The sequence below is a fragment of the Saccharothrix mutabilis subsp. mutabilis genome, assembly GCF_039521145.1.
In the GTDB taxonomy this organism is placed as follows: Bacteria; Actinomycetota; Actinomycetes; order Mycobacteriales; family Pseudonocardiaceae; genus Actinosynnema; species Actinosynnema mutabilis.
In genome coordinates this window covers 287,661-304,287 of the sequence record NZ_BAAABU010000006.1, presented here as the reverse complement: position 1 = coordinate 304,287, position 16,627 = coordinate 287,661, and the positions used below count along the sequence as shown (strand labels likewise).

The following is a 16,627-nucleotide window of genomic DNA, read 5'->3' as shown; positions in this document are numbered from 1 at the left end:
TCAAGACACGCAACACGACATGCCCCCTCACATCGCCGCCGGGTGGTGACCACGCCCCCCGTGATCATCCGACTACCCGACGTACGCAGGGGGAACGCTAACCAACGGCCACCACACACCACAGACGCCGAACGGAGCAATTGAAAGGCACCGGACCCCGGCCCGGCCGGTTGCCGATTTTCCGGCCGCGGATCGTGGTTTCGGCCGGCGGCTCAATTCGACTCGCGGGCGGCGGCGGCTCGGGCGGCGCGTTCGACTTCGGTTCGCCGGTTCGCCCAGAAAGTCGCGTCCTGGCCGCGGCGGGCCAGGGTCGCCGGGTCCATTTCCACCGCGCCGTCCAGTTGCTCGCGCAGGATGTCGGCGTGGCCCGCGTGACGGCTCGTTCCGGTGAGCACGTGGACCACCGCGTGGACCCGGACCCGTTGGTAGCGGGCGGTGATCTCGGCGCGGGACTCGTGCTCGGTCGCCCACATGTCCTTGCCGCGCTGCGCCAGGTCAGGGCGGATGTCGTGTTCGGACAGTCCGTCGAGCTTGCGCAGCACCGCCTCGCGGGCCTCCCGCAGATCGGTGTGCAGGTACCGCTTCGCGAAGTCGTCGATCAACCCACCAGCGTGCCCGAAACCGGCCCAAGATCACCTTCGCGGCGCGTGAGCGGGCGGTTGTGCCAGCATGGGGCGCATGCCTGTCACTCCCGAGAGCACGACCGAGGTCGTGGCCAACGACTACGACTCCTTCGGCGAGGCGTACGCGGTCGAGAACGAGACCAGCCTCCTCAACGCCTACTACACCCGGCCCGCGGTCCTCGCCCTGGCCGGGGACGTCGCGGGGCGGCGGGTCCTCGACGCGGGCTGCGGTTCCGGCACGATCTTCGAGCCGCTGCGCGACCGGGGCGCGCTCGTGACGGGCTTCGACTCCAGCGCCACGATGGTGGAGGTGGCCCGGCGCAGGCTCGGTCCCGACGCCGACCTCCGGGTCGCCGACCTCGGCGCCCCGCTCCCGTTCGCGGACAACGCCTTCGACGACGTGGTCGCCGCGCTGGTGCTGCACTACCTGGAGGACTGGTCCGCGCCGCTGGCCGAACTGCGCCGCGTGCTGCGGCCGGGCGGACGGCTGATCCTCGCCGTGAACCACCCGATCCTCTACAAGATGATGAACCCCGCGGGCGACTACTTCGCGACCGTCAAGTGGTCCGCGGAGCACGACTTCGCCGGCCGGAAGGCCGTGCTGGAGTACTGGCACCGGCCGCTGCACGCGATGACCGACGCCTTCACCGCCGCCGGCTTCCGCACCGCCGTCGTCAGCGAGCCGCCGCCCGCGCCCGAGGCCCGGGAACTGTTCGCCGACGAGCTGGCCCGGTACCCCTCCGGATCGTTCCTGAGCTTCCTGTTCTTCGTCCTGGAGGCCGTCTAAGTGCAGGCGCGGATCGACGTGTCGCGCCTGCCCGCGGAACTCGTGGCGCTGATCGACCGCCTCCGTCCCGGTGACGAACTGGTCCTCACGCGCGACGGCCACGACATCGCGACGATCTCCGGCACGGGCGGCGCGCCCGAGGACGTCGTCCCCACCGCGACGGACGACGACTACGGCGGCGTCACGGTCGTCGCCACGGCGATGAAGCTGTCCGCGTCGGCCCGGTCGGCGTTGTCCGCCCAGCTCGGCCCGGACTACATCGTCCTGGACATGCACAAGGCGCCGAGGACGGCGGACGTGCTGCTGGTGCCGCCGTCCAGCCCGCAGCTGATCGGGAGCCTGCGCGGCCTGTACCCCAAGGCGCGCGTGGTGATCGCCGAGATCGAGGACCGCGAGCTGGGGATCAGCTACCAGGGCCCGATCCGGCGCATGCTGGCGGCCGGCGCGGAGACCTACCTGATGTCGAGCACCATCCCCGTGCTGGCCCGGCAGCTCGAAGCCGTCACGCGGCAGACCGAGCTGACCGGCGGCACGACCACGCGCCTGGTGATCGAGGCCGGGCCGGCGGAGGACTGACCGGGCCGTCAGGTCCCGACCACGGCCAGGCACCCGGTGACCGGCTCGCCGTCCGGCCCGTCCGGGCGCCACGTCCCGACGACCACGCCGGCGGCGTCCGGCGGCGGTCCGGGCGTCAGCACGCGCACGACCTCCACCCCGTCGGCCGGCAGGGGACGCCGGGCGACCCCGCGCGCCTCCGCCGGGCCGACGCCGGACCGGTCGGCGGGGTCGGACACGCCGCCCGTGCGGACCAGGTCCAGGACGCGGGCCCGGAAGGTCGGGTCGTGCTGCCCGTCGTAGATCCAGCGCGTGCCCAGGACGCTGTGCTCCGGCGTGGCCAGGAGGGCCTCGGGCGGGACGTCGGGCAGGGCAGCGCCCCGGTAGGTGAGGGGCACGTGGTAGAGGTCCGAGCCGTCGGAGACCAGGTGCGCCTCCATGCCGACCTCGCCGTCCGGGTCTTCCAGGCGGTAGAAGCCGATCGGGCGCAGCGCGGGGACTCCGGCGCCCCGGTACCAGGGCTGTCGTGCCACCCACTGCGGGAGGAACTCGCGGAAACCGGGGATCAGCGTCGCGCCGCGGTGGATCTTCGCCATTCGCCGCACGCTACCGCGCCGGACCCGCCGACGTGACCCGTTCGCCGCGGCGGCACGGGAACCCGTTCGCCAGAGGGGCGCGGCGGGCGGATTGGCCCTAGGCTCGGGTGATGGAGCTGCCCAGGGGACTGGTGGTGCTGCTGGGGATGGCCGCCGCGGTCGTCACCGGAGCCGGGATCATGGCCTTGTCGTGGTTCATCGGGCCGGTGTTCCTGGCCCTGGTGCTGGTGATCGCCGTCAGTCCGGTGCACTCCTGGTTGCGCCGCAAGGGATTGCCGACCTGGGTGGCCGCCACCGCGCTCATCCTCGGTGTGTACGCGATCCTGTTGTCGCTGGTGGTCGTCCTGGTCGTGTCGGTGGCGCAACTGGCCACCCAGCTGCCCCAGTACGCCGGCCGCGCCCGCGCTCTCGCCGACACCGTGGTGGGGCAGCTCGCCGGGTTCGGGGTCGGGGTGGACGAGCTGCGGCGGGTCGCGGAGGGGCTGGACCTCGGGCGCGTCGCCGGGGTGCTCGGCACGGTGCTGAGCAGCGTGGGCGGACTGGCGTCCAACATCGTGTTCCTGTTGTCGCTGCTGGTGTTCCTGTCCGTGGACGCGGGCAGCGCGGGCGCGCGGATGGCCATCATCGCCAAGGACCGGCCGGACGTGGCCGCGGCGTTGGGGCGGTTCGCCTCGGCCACCCGCAAGTACCTCGTCGTGTCCACGGTGTTCGGGTTGATCGTGGCGGTGCTCGACGGCGTCGCGTTGGCGATCATGGGCATCCCGCTGCCGATCCTGTGGGCGCTGCTGGCGTTCATCACCAACTACATCCCCAACGTCGGGTTCGTCCTGGGCCTGGTGCCCCCGGTGCTGCTGGCCCTGCTGGAGAGCGGGTGGGAACTGGCGTTGTGGGTGGTCGTCGTCTACAGCGTGCTGAACTTCGTGGTGCAGACGCTGATCCAGCCCCGGTTCGTCGGCGACTCGGTCGGCCTGTCCACCACGGTGACCTTCCTGACGCTGCTGTTCTGGGCGTGGCTGATCGGACCGCTGGGCGCGATCCTCGCCATCCCGCTCACCCTGCTGGCCAAGCTGCTGCTGGTGGACGTCGACCCACGCGCGCGGTGGGCCGACGCCTTCCTCACCTCGACACCGAAACCGGCGAAACCCGCGAAACCGCCGAAATCCGCGGAATTGGCGGAACCCGGGTCATAGCTCCACACCGGTCAGCACCAGCACGTGCTGCTCGGTCAGGTCGTCCATCGCCGCCCGCACGCCCTCGCGACCGGTGCCGGACTCCTTCACGCCGCCGTAGGGCATCTGGTCGGCGCGGAAGCTCGGGACGTCGCCGACGATCACCCCGCCCACCGCCAACCGCGCGGACGCCTTGAACGCCAGCCGCACGTCGTGGGTGAACAGCCCCGCCTGCAACCCGAACCGGGACGCGTTGACCTTGTCGAACGCCTCCTCCACCGAGTCCACCGGCGCGAGGACGACGACCGGCCCGAAGACCTCCTCCGCCACCACCTTGCACCCCTCCGGCACGTCGGCCAGCACGGTCGGCGCGTACACCGCGCCCTCGCGCGTCCCGCCGGTCAGCACCCGCGCCCCGGCCTCGACGGCCTCGGCCACCCACGCCTCGACCCGTTCCGCCGCCGCCTCGTTGATCAGCGGGCCGACGTCGGTGGCCGGGTCCCGCGGCACGCCCGTCCCCAACTTGCGAACGTGCGCCACAACAGCGTCGGCGACGGCGTCGTACACGTCCCGGTGCACGTAAACGCGCTGCACGGAGATGCACGACTGCCCGCCCTGGTACATGGCGAACGTCGCGATCCGCTGCGCCGCCCAGTCCAGGTCCGTCCAATCAGGACAGACGATGGCCGCCGCGTTGCCGCCCAGCTCCAGCACGACGTGCTTGCGAGGCACCGTCTCCAGGATCGAGTACCCGACCGGGCCGGACCCGGTGAACGACACGACCGGCAGCTGCGGGTCGGCGACCAGGCCGCCCGCCGCCGAGTTGGGCACCGGCAGCACCGACCACGACCCGGCGGGCAGGTCGGTCTCCGCCAGCAGGGAACCCAGCAGCAGCGCCACCAACGGCGTCGCCGGCGCGGGCTTGACGATGATCGGCGCGCCCACCGCGATCGCCGGCGCGACCTTGTGCGCCACCAGGTTCAGCGGGAAGTTGAACGGCGAGATGCCCAGCACCGGTCCGCGCGGCGCGCGGCGCACCAGGGCCAGCCGGCCGGTCGCGCCCGGGTCGGTGTCCAGGCGCTGGAGGTCGCCGGAGAACCGCCGCGCCTCCTCCGCCGCCCACCGGAACGTCGACACGGCCCGGTTGACCTCGATGCGCGACCACTTCACCGGCTTGCCGGACTCGGCGGTGATCAGCGCGGCCACCTCGTCGGCGCGCTCGGCCAGCCGCCGCGACACGTGGTCCAGCGCCGCCGCGCGGGCGTGCGCGGGCAGCACGGCGAACTCCGGCGCGACCGCGTGCGCCGCCGCCACCGCGCGCTCCACGTCCTGCGGCGTGGCCCAGGAGGTGGTGCCGGCGAGCGCCCCGTCGTGGGGCGACCGCACCTCCACCACGTCCCCGCTCGACGCGGCCTGCCCGGCTACCCAGTAGTTCATCGTGCGACTCCTTCGGTTATGGCCCGCTCCAGCACGGCGACCCCCTCGGCCAGCAGGTCGTCCGGGATGACCAGGGGTGGCAGCAGGCGCAGGACGTTGCCGGACGTCCCGCACGTCAGCACCACCACGCCCGCCGCGTGGCACGCCGCCGCCACCCGCCCCGCCACGGCGGGGGTGCGCTCGGCGAACTCCACGGCCAGCATCGCGCCCCGCCCGCGCACCTCGCCGCGCCCGCCCAGCGCGGCCCGCAGCCGGGGCGCGGCGAACTCCTCGATGCGCCGAGCGGCGGCGTTCAAGTCCTTGTCCACCATGGTGTCGATCGCGCCCAGCGCGGCGGCGCACGCGACCGGGTTCCCGCCGTACGTGCCGCCCAGCCCGCCGACGTGCACGGCGTCCATCAGGTCCGCGCGCCCGGTGACACCGGCCAGCGGCAGGCCGCCCGCGATGCCCTTGGCGGTGGTGACCAGGTCCGGCACGACCCCCTCGTGGTCGCTGGCGAACCAGGAGCCGGTGCGGCAGAAGCCGGTCTGGATCTCGTCGGCGACCAGCACCACGCCCCGCTCGCGGCACCACGCGGCCAGCGCCGGCAGGAACCCGGGCGCGGGCACGATGAACCCGCCCTCGCCCTGGATCGGCTCGATCACCACGCACGCCGTGTCGTCCGCGCCGACCTGCTTCTCGATCGCCTCGACGGCTCGCGCGGCGGCCTGCTCGCCGGTCAGCCCGTCGCGCAGCGGGTAGGACGCCGGCACCCGGTACACCTCGGGCGCGAACGGCCCGAACCCGTGCTTGTACGGCATGTTCTTGGCGGTCAGCGCCATCGTCAGGTTGGTGCGCCCGTGGTAGCCGTGGTCGAACACGACCACCGCCTGGCGACCGGTGGCGTGCCGGGCGACCTTCACCGCGTTCTCCACGGCCTCCGCGCCGGAGTTGAACAGCGCCGACCGCTTCTCGTGCGCGCCGGGCGTGAGGTCGTTGAGCCGCTCGCACACCTCCACGTACCCCTCGTACGGGGTGACCATGAAGCAGGTGTGGCTGAACCGGTCGATCTGCCGGTGCACGGCCTCGGCGACGCGCGGCGCGGGGTTGCCCACGCCGGTGACCGCGATGCCCGAGCCCAGGTCGATGAGCCGGTTGCCGTCCACGTCGACGAGCAGCCCGTCCTCGGCGTGGTCGATGAACACGGGCAGGGTCGAGCCGACGGCCGCCGACACCGCGCCCTTGCGCCGGGCGGTCAGTTCCTGGGAACGCGGTCCGGGGATCTGGGTGCGGAGTCGGGTCATGCGACGAGCATCCGTTGTCGGCGGGGTTGGCGCACAGTGCCCGAAATGGCCAATACCGGGTCGGGACGTATACAAAGTGTAGATGCCGTTGACGCTGGCGCGCCTGGCCCGCGAGGTGGGGCTGACCGTGCACGTCGACACCGGGCTGGACCGGCCGGTGTCGTGGGTGCACAGCACCGAGCTGGCCGACCCGACGCCGTTCCTGGAGGGCGGCGAGCTGCTGCTGACCACCGGCATCGCGCTCGGCCCGTACCCGGCGTACGCGCGGCGGCTGGCGGACGCGGGCGTGGTCGGCCTGGGGTTCGGCACCGGGCTCAGCCACGCCGCCGTGCCGGGGGAGCTGGTCGAGGCGGCGCGGTCGGCGGGGCTGGCGGTGCTGGAGGTGCCGCGGGCGGTGCCGTTCATCGCGATCACCAAGGCGGTGTCGCGGGCGGTCGCGGCCGACGAGTACGCGGCCCTGACCCGGACCAGCGAGGCGCAGCGGGCGTTGACCCGGGCGGCGCTGACCTCGCCGGCGGCGGTCGTGCGGCGGCTGGCCGGGTTGCTCGGCGGCGCGGTCGCGTTGCTCGCCGCGACGGGGGAGTTCGTGCACGTCAGCGGCGACATGCCGGACCCGGCGCAGCTTCGGGCGGAGGCGGCGCGGCTGGGGCACGGGCCCGCCGGGTCGGCGTGGCGGGCGGGGGAGCGGCACCTGGCGCTTCAGGTGCTGGGTGGGCACGGCTACCTCGCGGTGGCGACGGCCGCGCCGCTGGCCGCGGTGGACCGGACCGTCGTGAACACCGCCGCATCCCTGCTCACGCTCGCGTTGGCCGGGTCGGACGCGGTGGACGTGGTGCACCGGGAGCTGCGGACGGCCCGGTTCCGCCTGCTGCTGGCCGGCCAGCCGGTGGAGGGCGTGCCGGCGGGGCCGTTCCGGGTGTTCCTGGTGCCGCGCCGGGACGCGTGCTGGGCGGAGCACGACGGCGACTTCGTGGTGCTGGGCGACCGGGTGGACGGGCCGTTCCACGCGTCGAGCCCGGTGGACGCGTCCGAGGTCGCGCGCGGGTACCGGGAGGCGTTGCGGGCGCGTGAGGAGCGGGTGCCGTTCTTCGAGGACGTGCCCGGGTCGGGCCTGCTGGCGGCGGACGCCGCGGCGCACGCCGCCACGCTGCTGGCCCCGTTGGACGAGCGGCTGCGGGAGTCGTTGCGGGTGTGGCTGGCCTGCCACGGGCAGTGGGACCCGGCGGCGGCGCGGCTGGGCGTGCACCGGCACACCATCCGCAACCGGATGCGGCGGGTGGAGGAGTTGTTGGGGGGCTCGCTGGATTCGCCGGGCCTGCGGGCGGAGTTGTGGTTCGCGTTGACCGTTGTTTGAGTGTCAACTGGCAACAAGCCGTTGTTTGTGACAGGAGTGCTACGGGTACGTGGACCCGAAATGTCGAACCGGGTAGCTAGTCGCGCTGACGTGGCGGTAGTTTCCCGGGCACGGCTCTGTCGGGGCAGCGGAGGTCAGCCGGATGTGGGACGGGGACCTGACCGGTGAGGTCGTCGACGGGCGGTACGCCCTGGGCGGTCTCTACGGGTCCGGCGGGATGGCCGAGGTCTACCGGGCCTACGACACCGAGTTGGACCGCAAGGTCGCGATCAAGGTGTTCCAGGGGACCGCGACGCCCGAGGACCAGATCCGCCTCGACCGCGAGGCGCAGATGCTGTCCGAGCTGGACTGCCCCGGAGTGGTGGCGGTGTACGGGACGGGGTCCTTCCGCGGGCGGCCGTTCTACGTGATGCAGGCCGTCGAGGGCGGCACCCTGCGGCGGCGGATGCGCGAGGCGCTGGCCCCGGAGGTCGTGGCGCGCATCGGGTCGCAGGTCGCCGAGATCCTCGGGCACGTGCACCGGCACGGCGTCGTGCACCGGGACGTGAAGCCGTCGAACATCCTGCTGGCCGTGGACGAGCGGCGGGCGTACCTCGCCGACTTCGGCCTGGCCATCCAGGCGCAGGTCACCCGCGTTACCCGGTCGGGTGTCCTGGTGGGGACGGCCGGCTACCTCGCGCCCGAGCAGGTGCGCGGCGCGGAGGTCGGCCCGGCGGCGGACGTCTACGCGCTGGGCCTGGTCCTGCTGGAGTGCCTGACCGGCCGGCCCGAGTACCCGGGCGGCGACACGGAAGCGGCCCTGGCCCGCCTGCACCGCGAGCCGCGCATCCCGGCCAACCTGCCGGCCGAGTGGGTGGACGCGCTGACCGCGATGACCCACACGCTGCCGAGCAAGCGCCCCACGGCGGCGGAGTGCGCCGCGCTCCTGGCCACGGCCGAGCGCGCGAGCACCGGCCTGCGCCCGCTGGTGGGCGTGGCGGTGGCCGAACGCGTCGCACCCGCCGACCAGCCCCCGCCCGAGCCGCAGCGCAACCGGCGGCGCACGGTCCTGCTGGTGGGCGCCGCCGCGGCCCTGCTGGGCGTCGTCGCCATGGTCCACGCGATCACGATCGGCTCCCGCTCGGACCCGTCCGACGTGCGCCAACAGCTGGACGCGCCGGCCCAGACCTCCGTCCCCGGCGCGCCACCGGGCGCCGTGGGGTCGGACCCCTCGACGGTGACCGTGGTCGAGTCGGGCAAGCCGGTGGCCGGGCCGCCCCAGGAGCCGCACACGGTCGTCGTGACCACGGTGACCACGACGGTGGTGGAGCAGCCCGGCGGCCAGCCGAAACCCACGACGGTCCACGAGGTCCCGGACCCCGTGCCCGGCGGGCCGACCGACACCACGACCGACACCACGACCCGCACCCGGCGGACCACGTCACCACCGACCCCGGAACCGCCCAAGCCCCGCGTGGGCGCGAAGGGCTGACGGCCGCCGGCGCAGGACGGATCGGCCGGCGCGGGGTGGGTCGGCTGGGGCGGCGCGGTTCGGCTGGGGCGGCGCGGTTCGGCTGGGGCGGCGCGGTTCGGCTGGCGCGGGGTGGGTCGGCTGGCGCGGGGCGGGTTGGCCGGCGCAGGGCGGGTTGGCCGGCGCGGCACGCGAGCGGGTCCGCCGGCATGGGGCGGGTCGGCTGGCGCGGTGCGGGTCGGCTGGTGCGGTGCGGGTCGGCGGGCGCGGGGCGGCGCGGTTCGGTTAGCGCAGGGCCGGGAGCAGGTCGGATTGGGCGAAGTCCAGGAACTCGTCCTGCTGCTCGCCGCCGATCTGGACCAGGGCCAGGTCGGTGAACCCGGCCTCCTCGAAGCTCCGGACCGCCTCCACGATCGGGCCCACGTCCGGGCCGCACGGGATCTGCTCGGCCACGTCCGACGGCCGCACGAACCGGGTAGCCCCCGCGAAGCCCGCAGGCCCCGGCAGCTCCGAGTTGACCTTCCACCCGCCGGCGAACCAGCGGAACTGGTCGTGGGCGCGCTTGACCGCCTCGTCCTCCGACGGGTCCCAGCACACCGGCACCTGGCCGATCTTGCGGGCCGTCCGGCCCTGGAAGACGTCCCAGTTCTGGCACAGCTCCGCGTTCGGCTCGGTGGCCACCATGGCGTCGGCCAGGGGCGCGAACGTTTGCACCGACTGGTTGCCCGACACGGCCACCGCGATCGGCACCCGCTTCTCCGGCAGGTCCCACAACTTCGCCGAGTCCACCCGGAAGTGTGAACCCGGGTAGTTGACGTACCCGCCGTCGAACAGCTGGGAGATGATCTCCACCGCCTCGCGCAGCAGCTCGTGCCGCACGTTCACCGGCGGCCACCCGCGGCCCACGACGTGCTCGTTCAGGTTCTCCCCGGCGCCGAGGCCGAGCGTGAACCGGTCGTCGGACAGCAGCTGCACCGTCGCCGCCTTCTGCGCCACCACGGCCGGGTGATAACGCATCGTCGGGCACGTCACGTACGTCATCAGCTCGACCCGCTCGGTCACCTGCGCCACCGCGCCCAGCACGCTCCACGCGTACGGCGCGTGGCCCTGCTCGTCCAGCCACGGGAAGTAGTGGTCGCTCATGACCTCGAAGTCGAAGCCGGCCCGTTCGGCGCGCGCGGCGTGCGCGACCAGCGCCTTCGGTCCGGCCTGCTCGGTCATCAGGGTGTAGCCGATCCGCACGGTCCCCTCCTAGGCCATCGGCAGGTCGGTCAGGTCCGCCCGCAACTGGTCGAGTTCGTCGTAGACGGCGGACGCGCCGTGCTCGCGCAGCTCGGCCTCGCCGAACCCGCCGGTCCGCAGGCCCACCACGGGCAGCCCCGCGCGGCGGGCCGCGTCGCAGTCCCACACGGAGTCGCCGATCACGACCGCCCGCCCGGACGAGTCGACCCGCTGGAGCGCGACCTCGATCAGGTCCGGCGCGGGCTTGGACTCCTCCACGTCGTCCGACGACGTGGAGACCACGCCCTGCGCGTCGATCAGCTTGATGTAGTGGTCGACGTGGTGGCGCTTGCCGGAACTGGCCAGCACCACGGCGAAGTCCTGCTCCAGCGCGGCGCCGACCAGCCGGTGCGCGCCCTCCAGCGGGCGCACCTCGGCCAGCATCGGCTCGAACGCGGCCTCCCACGCCTTGCGGATGCCGTCGCCGTGCTCGTCCTCGACGTGCTGCCCGGCGACGGCGGCGACCAGCTTGTCGCCGCCCATGCCGATGGCGCGGTGCAGCTTCCACGTGGGCACGGTGATGTCGAACCGGCGGAACGCGCGGAACCAGGCGACGGCGTGGTGGTAGTTGGTGTCCACGAGGGTGCCGTCCACGTCCAGGACCAGCGTGTTGCTCATACCGCCGTGGTTAGCCCGGCCGGGGCGCCGGCAAACCGGCGCGCCGGCCGCGCCAGCCGATCAGGTCGGCGTCCGCGCGGCTAGCCCAGGAACTCCTCCACCAGCCGGATCCACTCGGTCGGGGCTTCCAGCGACGGCGCGTGGCCGCTGTCCAGTTCGGCCCACCGCGCGCCCGGGATCGCGTCGGCCAGGGCGCGGGTGGACGACGGTGTGATCAGGCGGTCGTGCTTGGTGCCGACGACCAGGGTCGGCACGCCGATCTTCGGCACGTCGTCGCCCAGGTCCACCCGTTGCACCAGGTCGATCTGCTGGTCGGTGCCCGGCGGCACGGTCAGCGACATCAGCTCCAGGAACCCCTCGCGCTGCGCCGCGGGCATGGCGCGTTCGAACGGTTCGCCCAGCACCACCGACATCTGGAAGCGCGCCAGCCGCATCGGGTCGCCCGCCGCCAACAGCCGCCGCCACGTGTCGATGCGCGCCCGCGTCTCGTCGTCCACCCGGACGAACCCCGACGTCAGCACCAGCCCGGTCACGCGTTCGGGGTGCCGAACCGCCGCGCGCACCGCGACCGCGCAGCCCAGCGAGTACCCGAGCACGGCGAAGGTCGGCGTGTCGCCCGCCGCCGCCACCACCCGGTCGGCCAGGTCGTCGAGGGACAGGGGACCGGTGGCGCGCGGCGTGCTGCCGGAACCGGGGTAGTCCACCGAGAACACCCGGCGGGTGCGGGACAGGACGGGGATCAGCGGGCTGAAGTTCGCGCGCACGGAGCCGCCGGCGCCGTGGGCGAGCACGAGAGCTGAGGTCACCCCCGCGATTCTGCCGGGATACGGCGGTGCAGCGCCGCGAGTTCGCCGCGCAGCGCCTGCGGCAACCAGCGCCGCTCGGCCAGCCACGGCTGGTTCGTGTGCAGGCAAACGTGCAGTCCAGACCGGTAGGACGACAGCGCGACCCCCACCGCGTGCCCGGCCGCGACCGGCGCCACGGGGTACACCTCGCGCAGCTCCGCACCATCCAGGCGCAAGGCGACCGCCGGCAGCGGCACGCTGGTCACCAGCGCGTCGAACAGCAGCGGCGCGCACCGGCCCGCCAGGGGCGCGGCGATCCGGTGCACCACCGGCGGGATCCGCTCGGCCAGCAACGGCAACGCGCCCGCGCCCCGCCCGGACCCGGCCGCCTTGTGCCGCGCCATCTCCTCGCGCACGAGCCGCAGCCGCGCCACCGGGTCGCCCTCGCCGACGGGCAGCGCGCACAGGTACCCCGAGATCCGGTTGCCCTGCCCGCCCGCACCGCGGCGGGCCACCGGCACCAGCGCCCGCAACGTGCTGCCCTCCTCCGCGCACCCGTGCGCCAGCAGCCACCGCCGCAACGCCCCGGTCACCAGCGCCAGCGCCACGTCGTTGACCGTCCCGCCGTACACCCGCCGGACGCGGTGCACCTCGTCCACCCCGAGCCGGGCCATCACCACCTGCCGCCGCCGCGCCGACAGCGACACCACGGGCGAGCGCCGCGCCGGCGGCCGGGCGCCGCGCACCACGTCGGAGGCGATGGACGCCGCCCGGGCGACCTCCTTGACCGACTCGACGACGCCGCCGCGCCGCGTCGTCCCCACCGGCACGTCGAGCGCCGCCATGCCGTCCATCAGCCGCAGGCCCAGCCCCACGGCCTTCATCCCGTCGCACAGGGCGTGGTGCAGCTTGACCACCACCGCGAACCGCCCGCCGCCGATCCCCGTGACCACGTGCACCTCCCAGGGCGGCCGGTCGAGGTCCAGGGGCCGGGCCAGCACCCGGGAGACGACGTCCGCGAAGTCGCCGCCGCGCAGGTGGTGCCCGACCACGTGGTCCTCGACGGCGAACGCGGGGTCCTCCACCCAGGCGGCCCCGCCGGGCGGCACCCAGGAGAACCGGACCCGCCGCCGCAGCGCCGCCACCTCCCGCGCCCGTTCGCACAGCAGGCCGACGATCCGGGCGGGGTGCACGGGCGTGCGCGGCACGAAGGTGGCCACCGCGCCGAGGTGCATGGGGTTGGCGGCGTCCTCCATGCACAGGAACGCCACGTCCAAGGAGCTCAACCGGGTCATGGCCGCCCAGGCAACCAGCCCGGGATGACGCCCGCGTGACACCCGGTGAAGAGCGGGGTCAGCCCATGTAAACGCGGATGGTGGTGCCGTCGGACCGCGAGTGCAGCCGCACCAGGTCGCACAGCAGGTTCACCAGCATCACCCCGAACCCGCCGCGCGACCGCGGCCCCGGGTTCCCGCGCCCGACCATCGGGTTGGCGATCCGGCCCCGGTCGCGCACCTCGCACACCACCGCCGGGCCCTCGCGCCACAGCAGCAGCGTCCCCCGGCCGCCCGCGTGCACCACGCTGTTGGTGGCCAGCTCGTTCACCGCCAGCACCAGGTCCTCGACCTGGTCGGCGGTCAACGCGGCCTCCACCGCGTACGCCGCGACCAGTTGCCGCGCCTCGGCCAGCGTGTCCAGGTCGAACCCGCGGACCACCGCGTCCGGCGGGGGCGGCGGCAGCGGCAGGTTGAAGTCCTCGGCGGTCAGGAACGGCTCGCGGTAGCCGTGGCTGGGGCGGCGGCGCGTGCCCTCCAGGACCACGGGGTGGGTGGTCTCGGCGTCGCCCAGCACGTCCGGGGCCAGCGCGCTCGCGTCGTAGGGGCACAGGATCCACGCCGGACGGTCTTCGAAAGCCGTGTTGATCAGCGCTTCGTGCTGCACGCAGGCCGGGTACTCCAGCTCGGTCCGGCCGGCCCACACCGGTTCGCCGATGATGCGGACCGGGTCGCCGCGGGCGGTGTCGGCGAAGGCGGACAGCACGCCGGGGATGATGCGCCCCGGGTTGCGGCCGGCGGTGCGCATGTCCAGGAACTCGACCTGGTCGGCGGCGTCGGACAGGGCGGCGCGCAGCAGGTCGATGCCGCGTTGCGGCACGGCGACCAGGACCGGCTCGCCGGCGGCCAGGCCGGCGCGCACGAACGGCACCGTGCCTTCGAGGAACTGCTCCGCGTCGCGGTAGAGCAGCGCCTCGTGCACGAAATCGACCACCGGGGGAACCTCCGAACGGCTGCGGTGGGAGGTCTGCCCGTTCAGTATCGCTCTCAAACCCCGCCGCGAGGACCCCGCACGAGGCAGATCCGCGCGGTCGGGTCCAGTCCGCGGGCCGCCTCGGCCGCCACGATCGCCGCCAGGCCCGGCGACGGGTCGCCGACCTCCCGGAAGCCGAGGCGTTCGTAGTAAGGGGCGTTCCAGGGGACGTCGCGGAACGTGGTGAGGGTCAGGCCGGCCAGGCCGCGGGCGGTGGCCCAGGTCTCGACGTGGTCGAGCAGCGCCGCGCCGATGCCGCGCCGGGCGTGGTCGGGGTGGACGCTGATCTGCTCGACGTGCGCGTACCCGTCGACCTCGACCGCGGCGACCCAGGCGACCGGGTCGGGGTCGGCGGCCACCCACACGTGGGCGTGCTCCAGGGCGGCCAGGGGCAGCGGGTCGTCGTCGGCGATCTCGGGCATCCCGATGGCGCGGAACGGCTCCCCGGAGGCCACCTCGATGGCCTGTAGCAGCGGGAACTCGTCGGGACGGGCGGGGCGCAGGTGCACGCCGCCATGATCAGCCGGCGGTGAAGGTGGCCTCAACTTCTTTCGCGAGGGCGTCGAGGAGGCGGTTCGCGAACTCCTCGTCCTCGGGTTCGACCTCCAGCTCCGCGACGCTGTTGCCCACGCCCAGCGGGCTCACGGTCAGGCTGCCCCGGCGGGTCGGGTCGGCCAGCGACTCCCAGGTCAGGCGGAGGTGGTCGAAGTCGGCGGCCAGGCGCACCTGGGTGAGCCTGCCGTCGTCGCGCAGGATCAGGATGTCCTCGGCCAGCCCGACGACGTCCAGCGGCGGTGGCAACCAGTCGGCGAGCCGCTGGGGTTCCACGGCCGCCGCGAACACCAGGTCGGGCAGCGCCGGGATGTCACGTCTGTGCGTGGTCACTCGGGCGGGTTACCCGGTGAGCGCCGCTCGTATGCCGGGTGGGGCCCGCTGCGCTGCTCGGGCACCGCCCGCCCGGCCGCCGCCGACGCCACGTCCGGGAAGTGCGGGAACAGCCGGTCGAGGTCGGTCTTGCCGAACACCCGCCGCACGTGCGGCGGCACCGCGGCCAGCCGCAGCCACCCGCCCGCCCGCTGGGCCCGCGCCCGGGTCCGCACCAGCGCGCTCATCGCCTGCGCGCCGCAGAACGCCACCCCGGACATGTCCAGCACGATCCGGTCCCGGCCCTCGGTCACCAGCCGGTCGAGCTTGTCCAGGACGCGGCGGGCGCCCGCCAGGTCCAACTCCCCGGTCGCCACGACCACCGCGCACCCCGTCCGGTGGGCCTCGACCGACAACGCCAGCATCCCCCGCCAGTCCTTTCAGGCCACCCGACACTTCTTGCCGGAGCCCGCGGCGTCCAGGAGGGTGAGCAGCAGCCCCTCCCGACTCGACCACGGGCAGATCACCACCTCGTCGTGTCCGGTCGCCCGCATGAGGGTCTCGGCCACCACCGCGCCCGCGTGCGCCTGCCCGGCGCGGTGCCGCGAGATCCCCGGGAGGGCGGCGCGCTTCGCGGGCGGCATCGACTCCAGGCGCGGGATCCAGCGGCGCAGGTCGGTCACGTTCAGCGAGCGCGGCACGGCCACGCCGTTGCGCTGCGAACGCGCCCCGGCCAGCCGCGCGAGCTGCTCGAACACCTTCGAGCAGCCGACCGCCCGGTGCCCGCGAACGTCCCCGAGCAGGTCGGCGACCTGCCGGCGCACCTTCTTCATCGGCACCGGCCGCCTGCTCACCGTCCGCGCGCCGTAGGGCAGCGACCCGACCACCGCCGGCTCCGCCGCGTCACCGGCCGCCAGCTCCACCGTGCCGCCGCCGATGTCGAGCACCAGCAGGGGGCCCGCGCCGAACCAGCGCCGGGCCGCCAGGTAGGACAGCCGCGCCTCCTCGGCGCCGGACAGCACGTGCAGCGCCACGCCGGTCCCGGCCGCGATCTCGGCGAACACCTCGGCGGCGTTGGGCGCGTCCCGCAGGACGGACGTGGCGTAGGGCAGGACGTGCTTGACCCCGGCCCGCTCGGCGACCGCCAGCGACTCCCGCACGGCCGCCACGACCTGCTCTATCCCCTTGCGGCGCACCCGGGCGGTGTCGTCCAGGGCCTGGTCCAGGCGCAGCCGGACCTTGTGGTTGAGCACGGGTTTGAGCTCGTGGTCGCCGACCACGAGCAGGTGAGCGCTGAAGCAGCCGACGTCCAGGACGCCGAGCTGTCTTCCACCTTCGGACATTGCGCTACCGCCAACCACGACTCGACGAGGTACCGGGGGATGCCCACCGCGACATCGGGTGAAACCCCGCTTAGTTTGCGTAGCCCTACGTAGTACTACCCGGATTGTTCACGCTCCCGCGTCGCCCGAAGGTGGGTTCCACGTGGCCGCCGGTCTTCACAACCCCTGCTGGGCG

18 protein-coding genes are annotated in these 16,627 nt (G+C 74.1%); 5 read left to right on the top strand and 13 right to left on the bottom strand.

Annotated features, from left to right (window positions below):
- Nucleotides 1-212 precede the first annotated feature (212 nt).
- A complete protein-coding gene (locus ABD126_RS17490) occupies nucleotides 213-602 on the bottom strand; it encodes a mycothiol transferase (protein ID WP_343934915.1) in 390 nt (129 codons plus the stop codon).
- A gap of 76 nt (nucleotides 603-678) precedes the next feature.
- On the opposite strand from ABD126_RS17490, the gene ABD126_RS17485 reads away from it, so the two are divergent.
- Together ABD126_RS17485 and ABD126_RS17480 are read left to right on the top strand one after the other, a co-directional pair.
- Nucleotides 679-1,410 (top strand): class I SAM-dependent methyltransferase, encoded by a 732-nt coding sequence (locus ABD126_RS17485; protein ID WP_343934914.1) that lies wholly within the window; start codon nucleotides 679-681, stop codon nucleotides 1,408-1,410.
- Nucleotides 1,411-1,986, top strand: coding sequence for a hypothetical protein (locus ABD126_RS17480; RefSeq protein ID WP_343934913.1), 576 nt, complete (start codon nucleotides 1,411-1,413; stop codon nucleotides 1,984-1,986). It begins immediately after the preceding gene.
- A gap of 8 nt (nucleotides 1,987-1,994) precedes the next feature.
- Here ABD126_RS17480 and ABD126_RS17475 read toward each other — a convergent pair whose 3' ends face one another.
- Nucleotides 1,995-2,561: a maltokinase N-terminal cap-like domain-containing protein gene (locus ABD126_RS17475; protein WP_343934912.1), complete on the bottom strand. Its 567-nt coding sequence runs from the start codon at nucleotides 2,559-2,561 to the stop codon at nucleotides 1,995-1,997.
- Between the two features lie 110 nt (nucleotides 2,562-2,671).
- On the opposite strand from ABD126_RS17475, the gene ABD126_RS17470 reads away from it, so the two are divergent.
- Nucleotides 2,672-3,751: an AI-2E family transporter gene (locus ABD126_RS17470; protein ID WP_343934911.1), complete on the top strand. Its 1,080-nt coding sequence runs from the start codon at nucleotides 2,672-2,674 to the stop codon at nucleotides 3,749-3,751.
- Here ABD126_RS17470 and ABD126_RS17465 read toward each other — a convergent pair.
- Both ABD126_RS17465 and gabT read right to left on the bottom strand, forming a co-directional pair.
- Nucleotides 3,746-5,167 (bottom strand): aldehyde dehydrogenase family protein, encoded by a 1,422-nt coding sequence (locus ABD126_RS17465; protein ID WP_343934910.1) that lies wholly within the window; start codon nucleotides 5,165-5,167, stop codon nucleotides 3,746-3,748. The two genes, ABD126_RS17470 and ABD126_RS17465, sit on opposite strands and share 6 nt — an antisense overlap.
- Complete coding sequence (gene gabT / locus ABD126_RS17460; protein WP_343934909.1) at nucleotides 5,164-6,450, bottom strand: 4-aminobutyrate--2-oxoglutarate transaminase; 1,287 nt, start codon at nucleotides 6,448-6,450, stop codon at nucleotides 5,164-5,166. The genes ABD126_RS17465 and gabT overlap by 4 nt, the downstream gene beginning before the upstream one ends.
- Before the next feature lie 82 nt (nucleotides 6,451-6,532).
- On the opposite strand from gabT, the gene ABD126_RS17455 reads away from it, so the two are divergent.
- Both ABD126_RS17455 and ABD126_RS17450 read left to right on the top strand, forming a co-directional pair.
- On the top strand, nucleotides 6,533-7,804 hold the full coding sequence (locus ABD126_RS17455; protein ID WP_343934908.1) for a PucR family transcriptional regulator: 1,272 nt from the start codon (nucleotides 6,533-6,535) through the stop codon (nucleotides 7,802-7,804).
- A gap of 142 nt (nucleotides 7,805-7,946) precedes the next feature.
- Nucleotides 7,947-9,275 carry a serine/threonine-protein kinase gene (locus ABD126_RS17450; RefSeq protein ID WP_343934907.1) on the top strand — a complete coding sequence of 443 codons (1,329 nt, stop codon included), beginning with the start codon at nucleotides 7,947-7,949 and terminating at the stop codon, nucleotides 9,273-9,275.
- Between the two features lie 264 nt (nucleotides 9,276-9,539).
- Here the strand turns inward: ABD126_RS17450 and ABD126_RS17445 are convergent, their stop codons facing one another.
- From ABD126_RS17445 to ABD126_RS17405, 9 genes are all read right to left on the bottom strand, one after another.
- The gene (locus ABD126_RS17445; protein WP_343934906.1) at nucleotides 9,540-10,496 is read right to left on the bottom strand and encodes an LLM class F420-dependent oxidoreductase; all 957 of its coding nucleotides are present in this window, start codon (nucleotides 10,494-10,496) and stop codon (nucleotides 9,540-9,542) included.
- A 9-nt stretch (nucleotides 10,497-10,505) separates the two neighbouring features.
- Nucleotides 10,506-11,153 carry an HAD family hydrolase gene (locus ABD126_RS17440; RefSeq protein ID WP_343934905.1) on the bottom strand — a complete coding sequence of 216 codons (648 nt, stop codon included), beginning with the start codon at nucleotides 11,151-11,153 and terminating at the stop codon, nucleotides 10,506-10,508.
- An 80-nt stretch (nucleotides 11,154-11,233) separates the two neighbouring features.
- A complete protein-coding gene (locus tag ABD126_RS17435) occupies nucleotides 11,234-11,959 on the bottom strand; it encodes an alpha/beta fold hydrolase (protein WP_343934904.1) in 726 nt (241 codons plus the stop codon).
- Nucleotides 11,956-13,233: a wax ester/triacylglycerol synthase domain-containing protein gene (locus ABD126_RS17430; RefSeq protein ID WP_343934903.1), complete on the bottom strand. Its 1,278-nt coding sequence runs from the start codon at nucleotides 13,231-13,233 to the stop codon at nucleotides 11,956-11,958. The genes ABD126_RS17435 and ABD126_RS17430 overlap by 4 nt, the downstream gene beginning before the upstream one ends.
- A 58-nt stretch (nucleotides 13,234-13,291) precedes the next feature.
- Nucleotides 13,292-14,206, bottom strand: coding sequence for an anti-sigma factor RsbA family regulatory protein (locus ABD126_RS17425; protein WP_343934902.1), 915 nt, complete (start codon nucleotides 14,204-14,206; stop codon nucleotides 13,292-13,294).
- Between the two features lie 53 nt (nucleotides 14,207-14,259).
- Nucleotides 14,260-14,754 carry a GNAT family N-acetyltransferase gene (locus ABD126_RS17420; RefSeq protein WP_343934901.1) on the bottom strand — a complete coding sequence of 165 codons (495 nt, stop codon included), beginning with the start codon at nucleotides 14,752-14,754 and terminating at the stop codon, nucleotides 14,260-14,262.
- Between the two features lie 10 nt (nucleotides 14,755-14,764).
- Entirely contained in the window at nucleotides 14,765-15,130 is a 366-nt protein-coding gene (locus ABD126_RS17415) for a hypothetical protein (protein ID WP_343934900.1), read from the bottom strand.
- Nucleotides 15,127-15,534: an STAS domain-containing protein gene (locus tag ABD126_RS17410; protein WP_343934899.1), complete on the bottom strand. Its 408-nt coding sequence runs from the start codon at nucleotides 15,532-15,534 to the stop codon at nucleotides 15,127-15,129. The genes ABD126_RS17415 and ABD126_RS17410 overlap by 4 nt, the downstream gene beginning before the upstream one ends.
- Nucleotides 15,535-15,549: 15 nt before the next feature.
- The gene (locus tag ABD126_RS17405) at nucleotides 15,550-16,452 is read right to left on the bottom strand and encodes a Ppx/GppA phosphatase family protein (RefSeq protein ID WP_343934898.1); all 903 of its coding nucleotides are present in this window, start codon (nucleotides 16,450-16,452) and stop codon (nucleotides 15,550-15,552) included.
- Between the last annotated feature and the right edge of the window lie 175 nt (nucleotides 16,453-16,627).

Excerpts from the sequence above, each read along its gene's own strand:
- ABD126_RS17485 (WP_343934914.1), top strand. The coding sequence starts at position 679 with ATGCCTGTCACTCCCGAGAGCACGACCGAGGTCGTGGCCAACGACTAC.
- ABD126_RS17475 (WP_343934912.1), bottom strand. The coding sequence starts at position 2,561 with ATGGCGAAGATCCACCGCGGCGCGACGCTGATCCCCGGTTTCCGCGAG.
- ABD126_RS17470 (WP_343934911.1), top strand. The coding sequence starts at position 2,672 with ATGGAGCTGCCCAGGGGACTGGTGGTGCTGCTGGGGATGGCCGCCGCG.
- ABD126_RS17465 (WP_343934910.1), bottom strand. The coding sequence starts at position 5,167 with ATGAACTACTGGGTAGCCGGGCAGGCCGCGTCGAGCGGGGACGTGGTG.
- gabT (WP_343934909.1), bottom strand. The coding sequence starts at position 6,450 with ATGACCCGACTCCGCACCCAGATCCCCGGACCGCGTTCCCAGGAACTG.
- ABD126_RS17455 (WP_343934908.1), top strand. The coding sequence starts at position 6,533 with ATGCCGTTGACGCTGGCGCGCCTGGCCCGCGAGGTGGGGCTGACCGTG.
- ABD126_RS17450 (WP_343934907.1), top strand. The coding sequence starts at position 7,947 with ATGTGGGACGGGGACCTGACCGGTGAGGTCGTCGACGGGCGGTACGCC.
- ABD126_RS17440 (WP_343934905.1), bottom strand. The coding sequence starts at position 11,153 with ATGAGCAACACGCTGGTCCTGGACGTGGACGGCACCCTCGTGGACACC.
- ABD126_RS17430 (WP_343934903.1), bottom strand. The coding sequence starts at position 13,233 with ATGACCCGGTTGAGCTCCTTGGACGTGGCGTTCCTGTGCATGGAGGAC.
- ABD126_RS17410 (WP_343934899.1), bottom strand. The coding sequence starts at position 15,534 with ATGCTGGCGTTGTCGGTCGAGGCCCACCGGACGGGGTGCGCGGTGGTC.
- ABD126_RS17405 (WP_343934898.1), bottom strand. The coding sequence starts at position 16,452 with ATGTCCGAAGGTGGAAGACAGCTCGGCGTCCTGGACGTCGGCTGCTTC.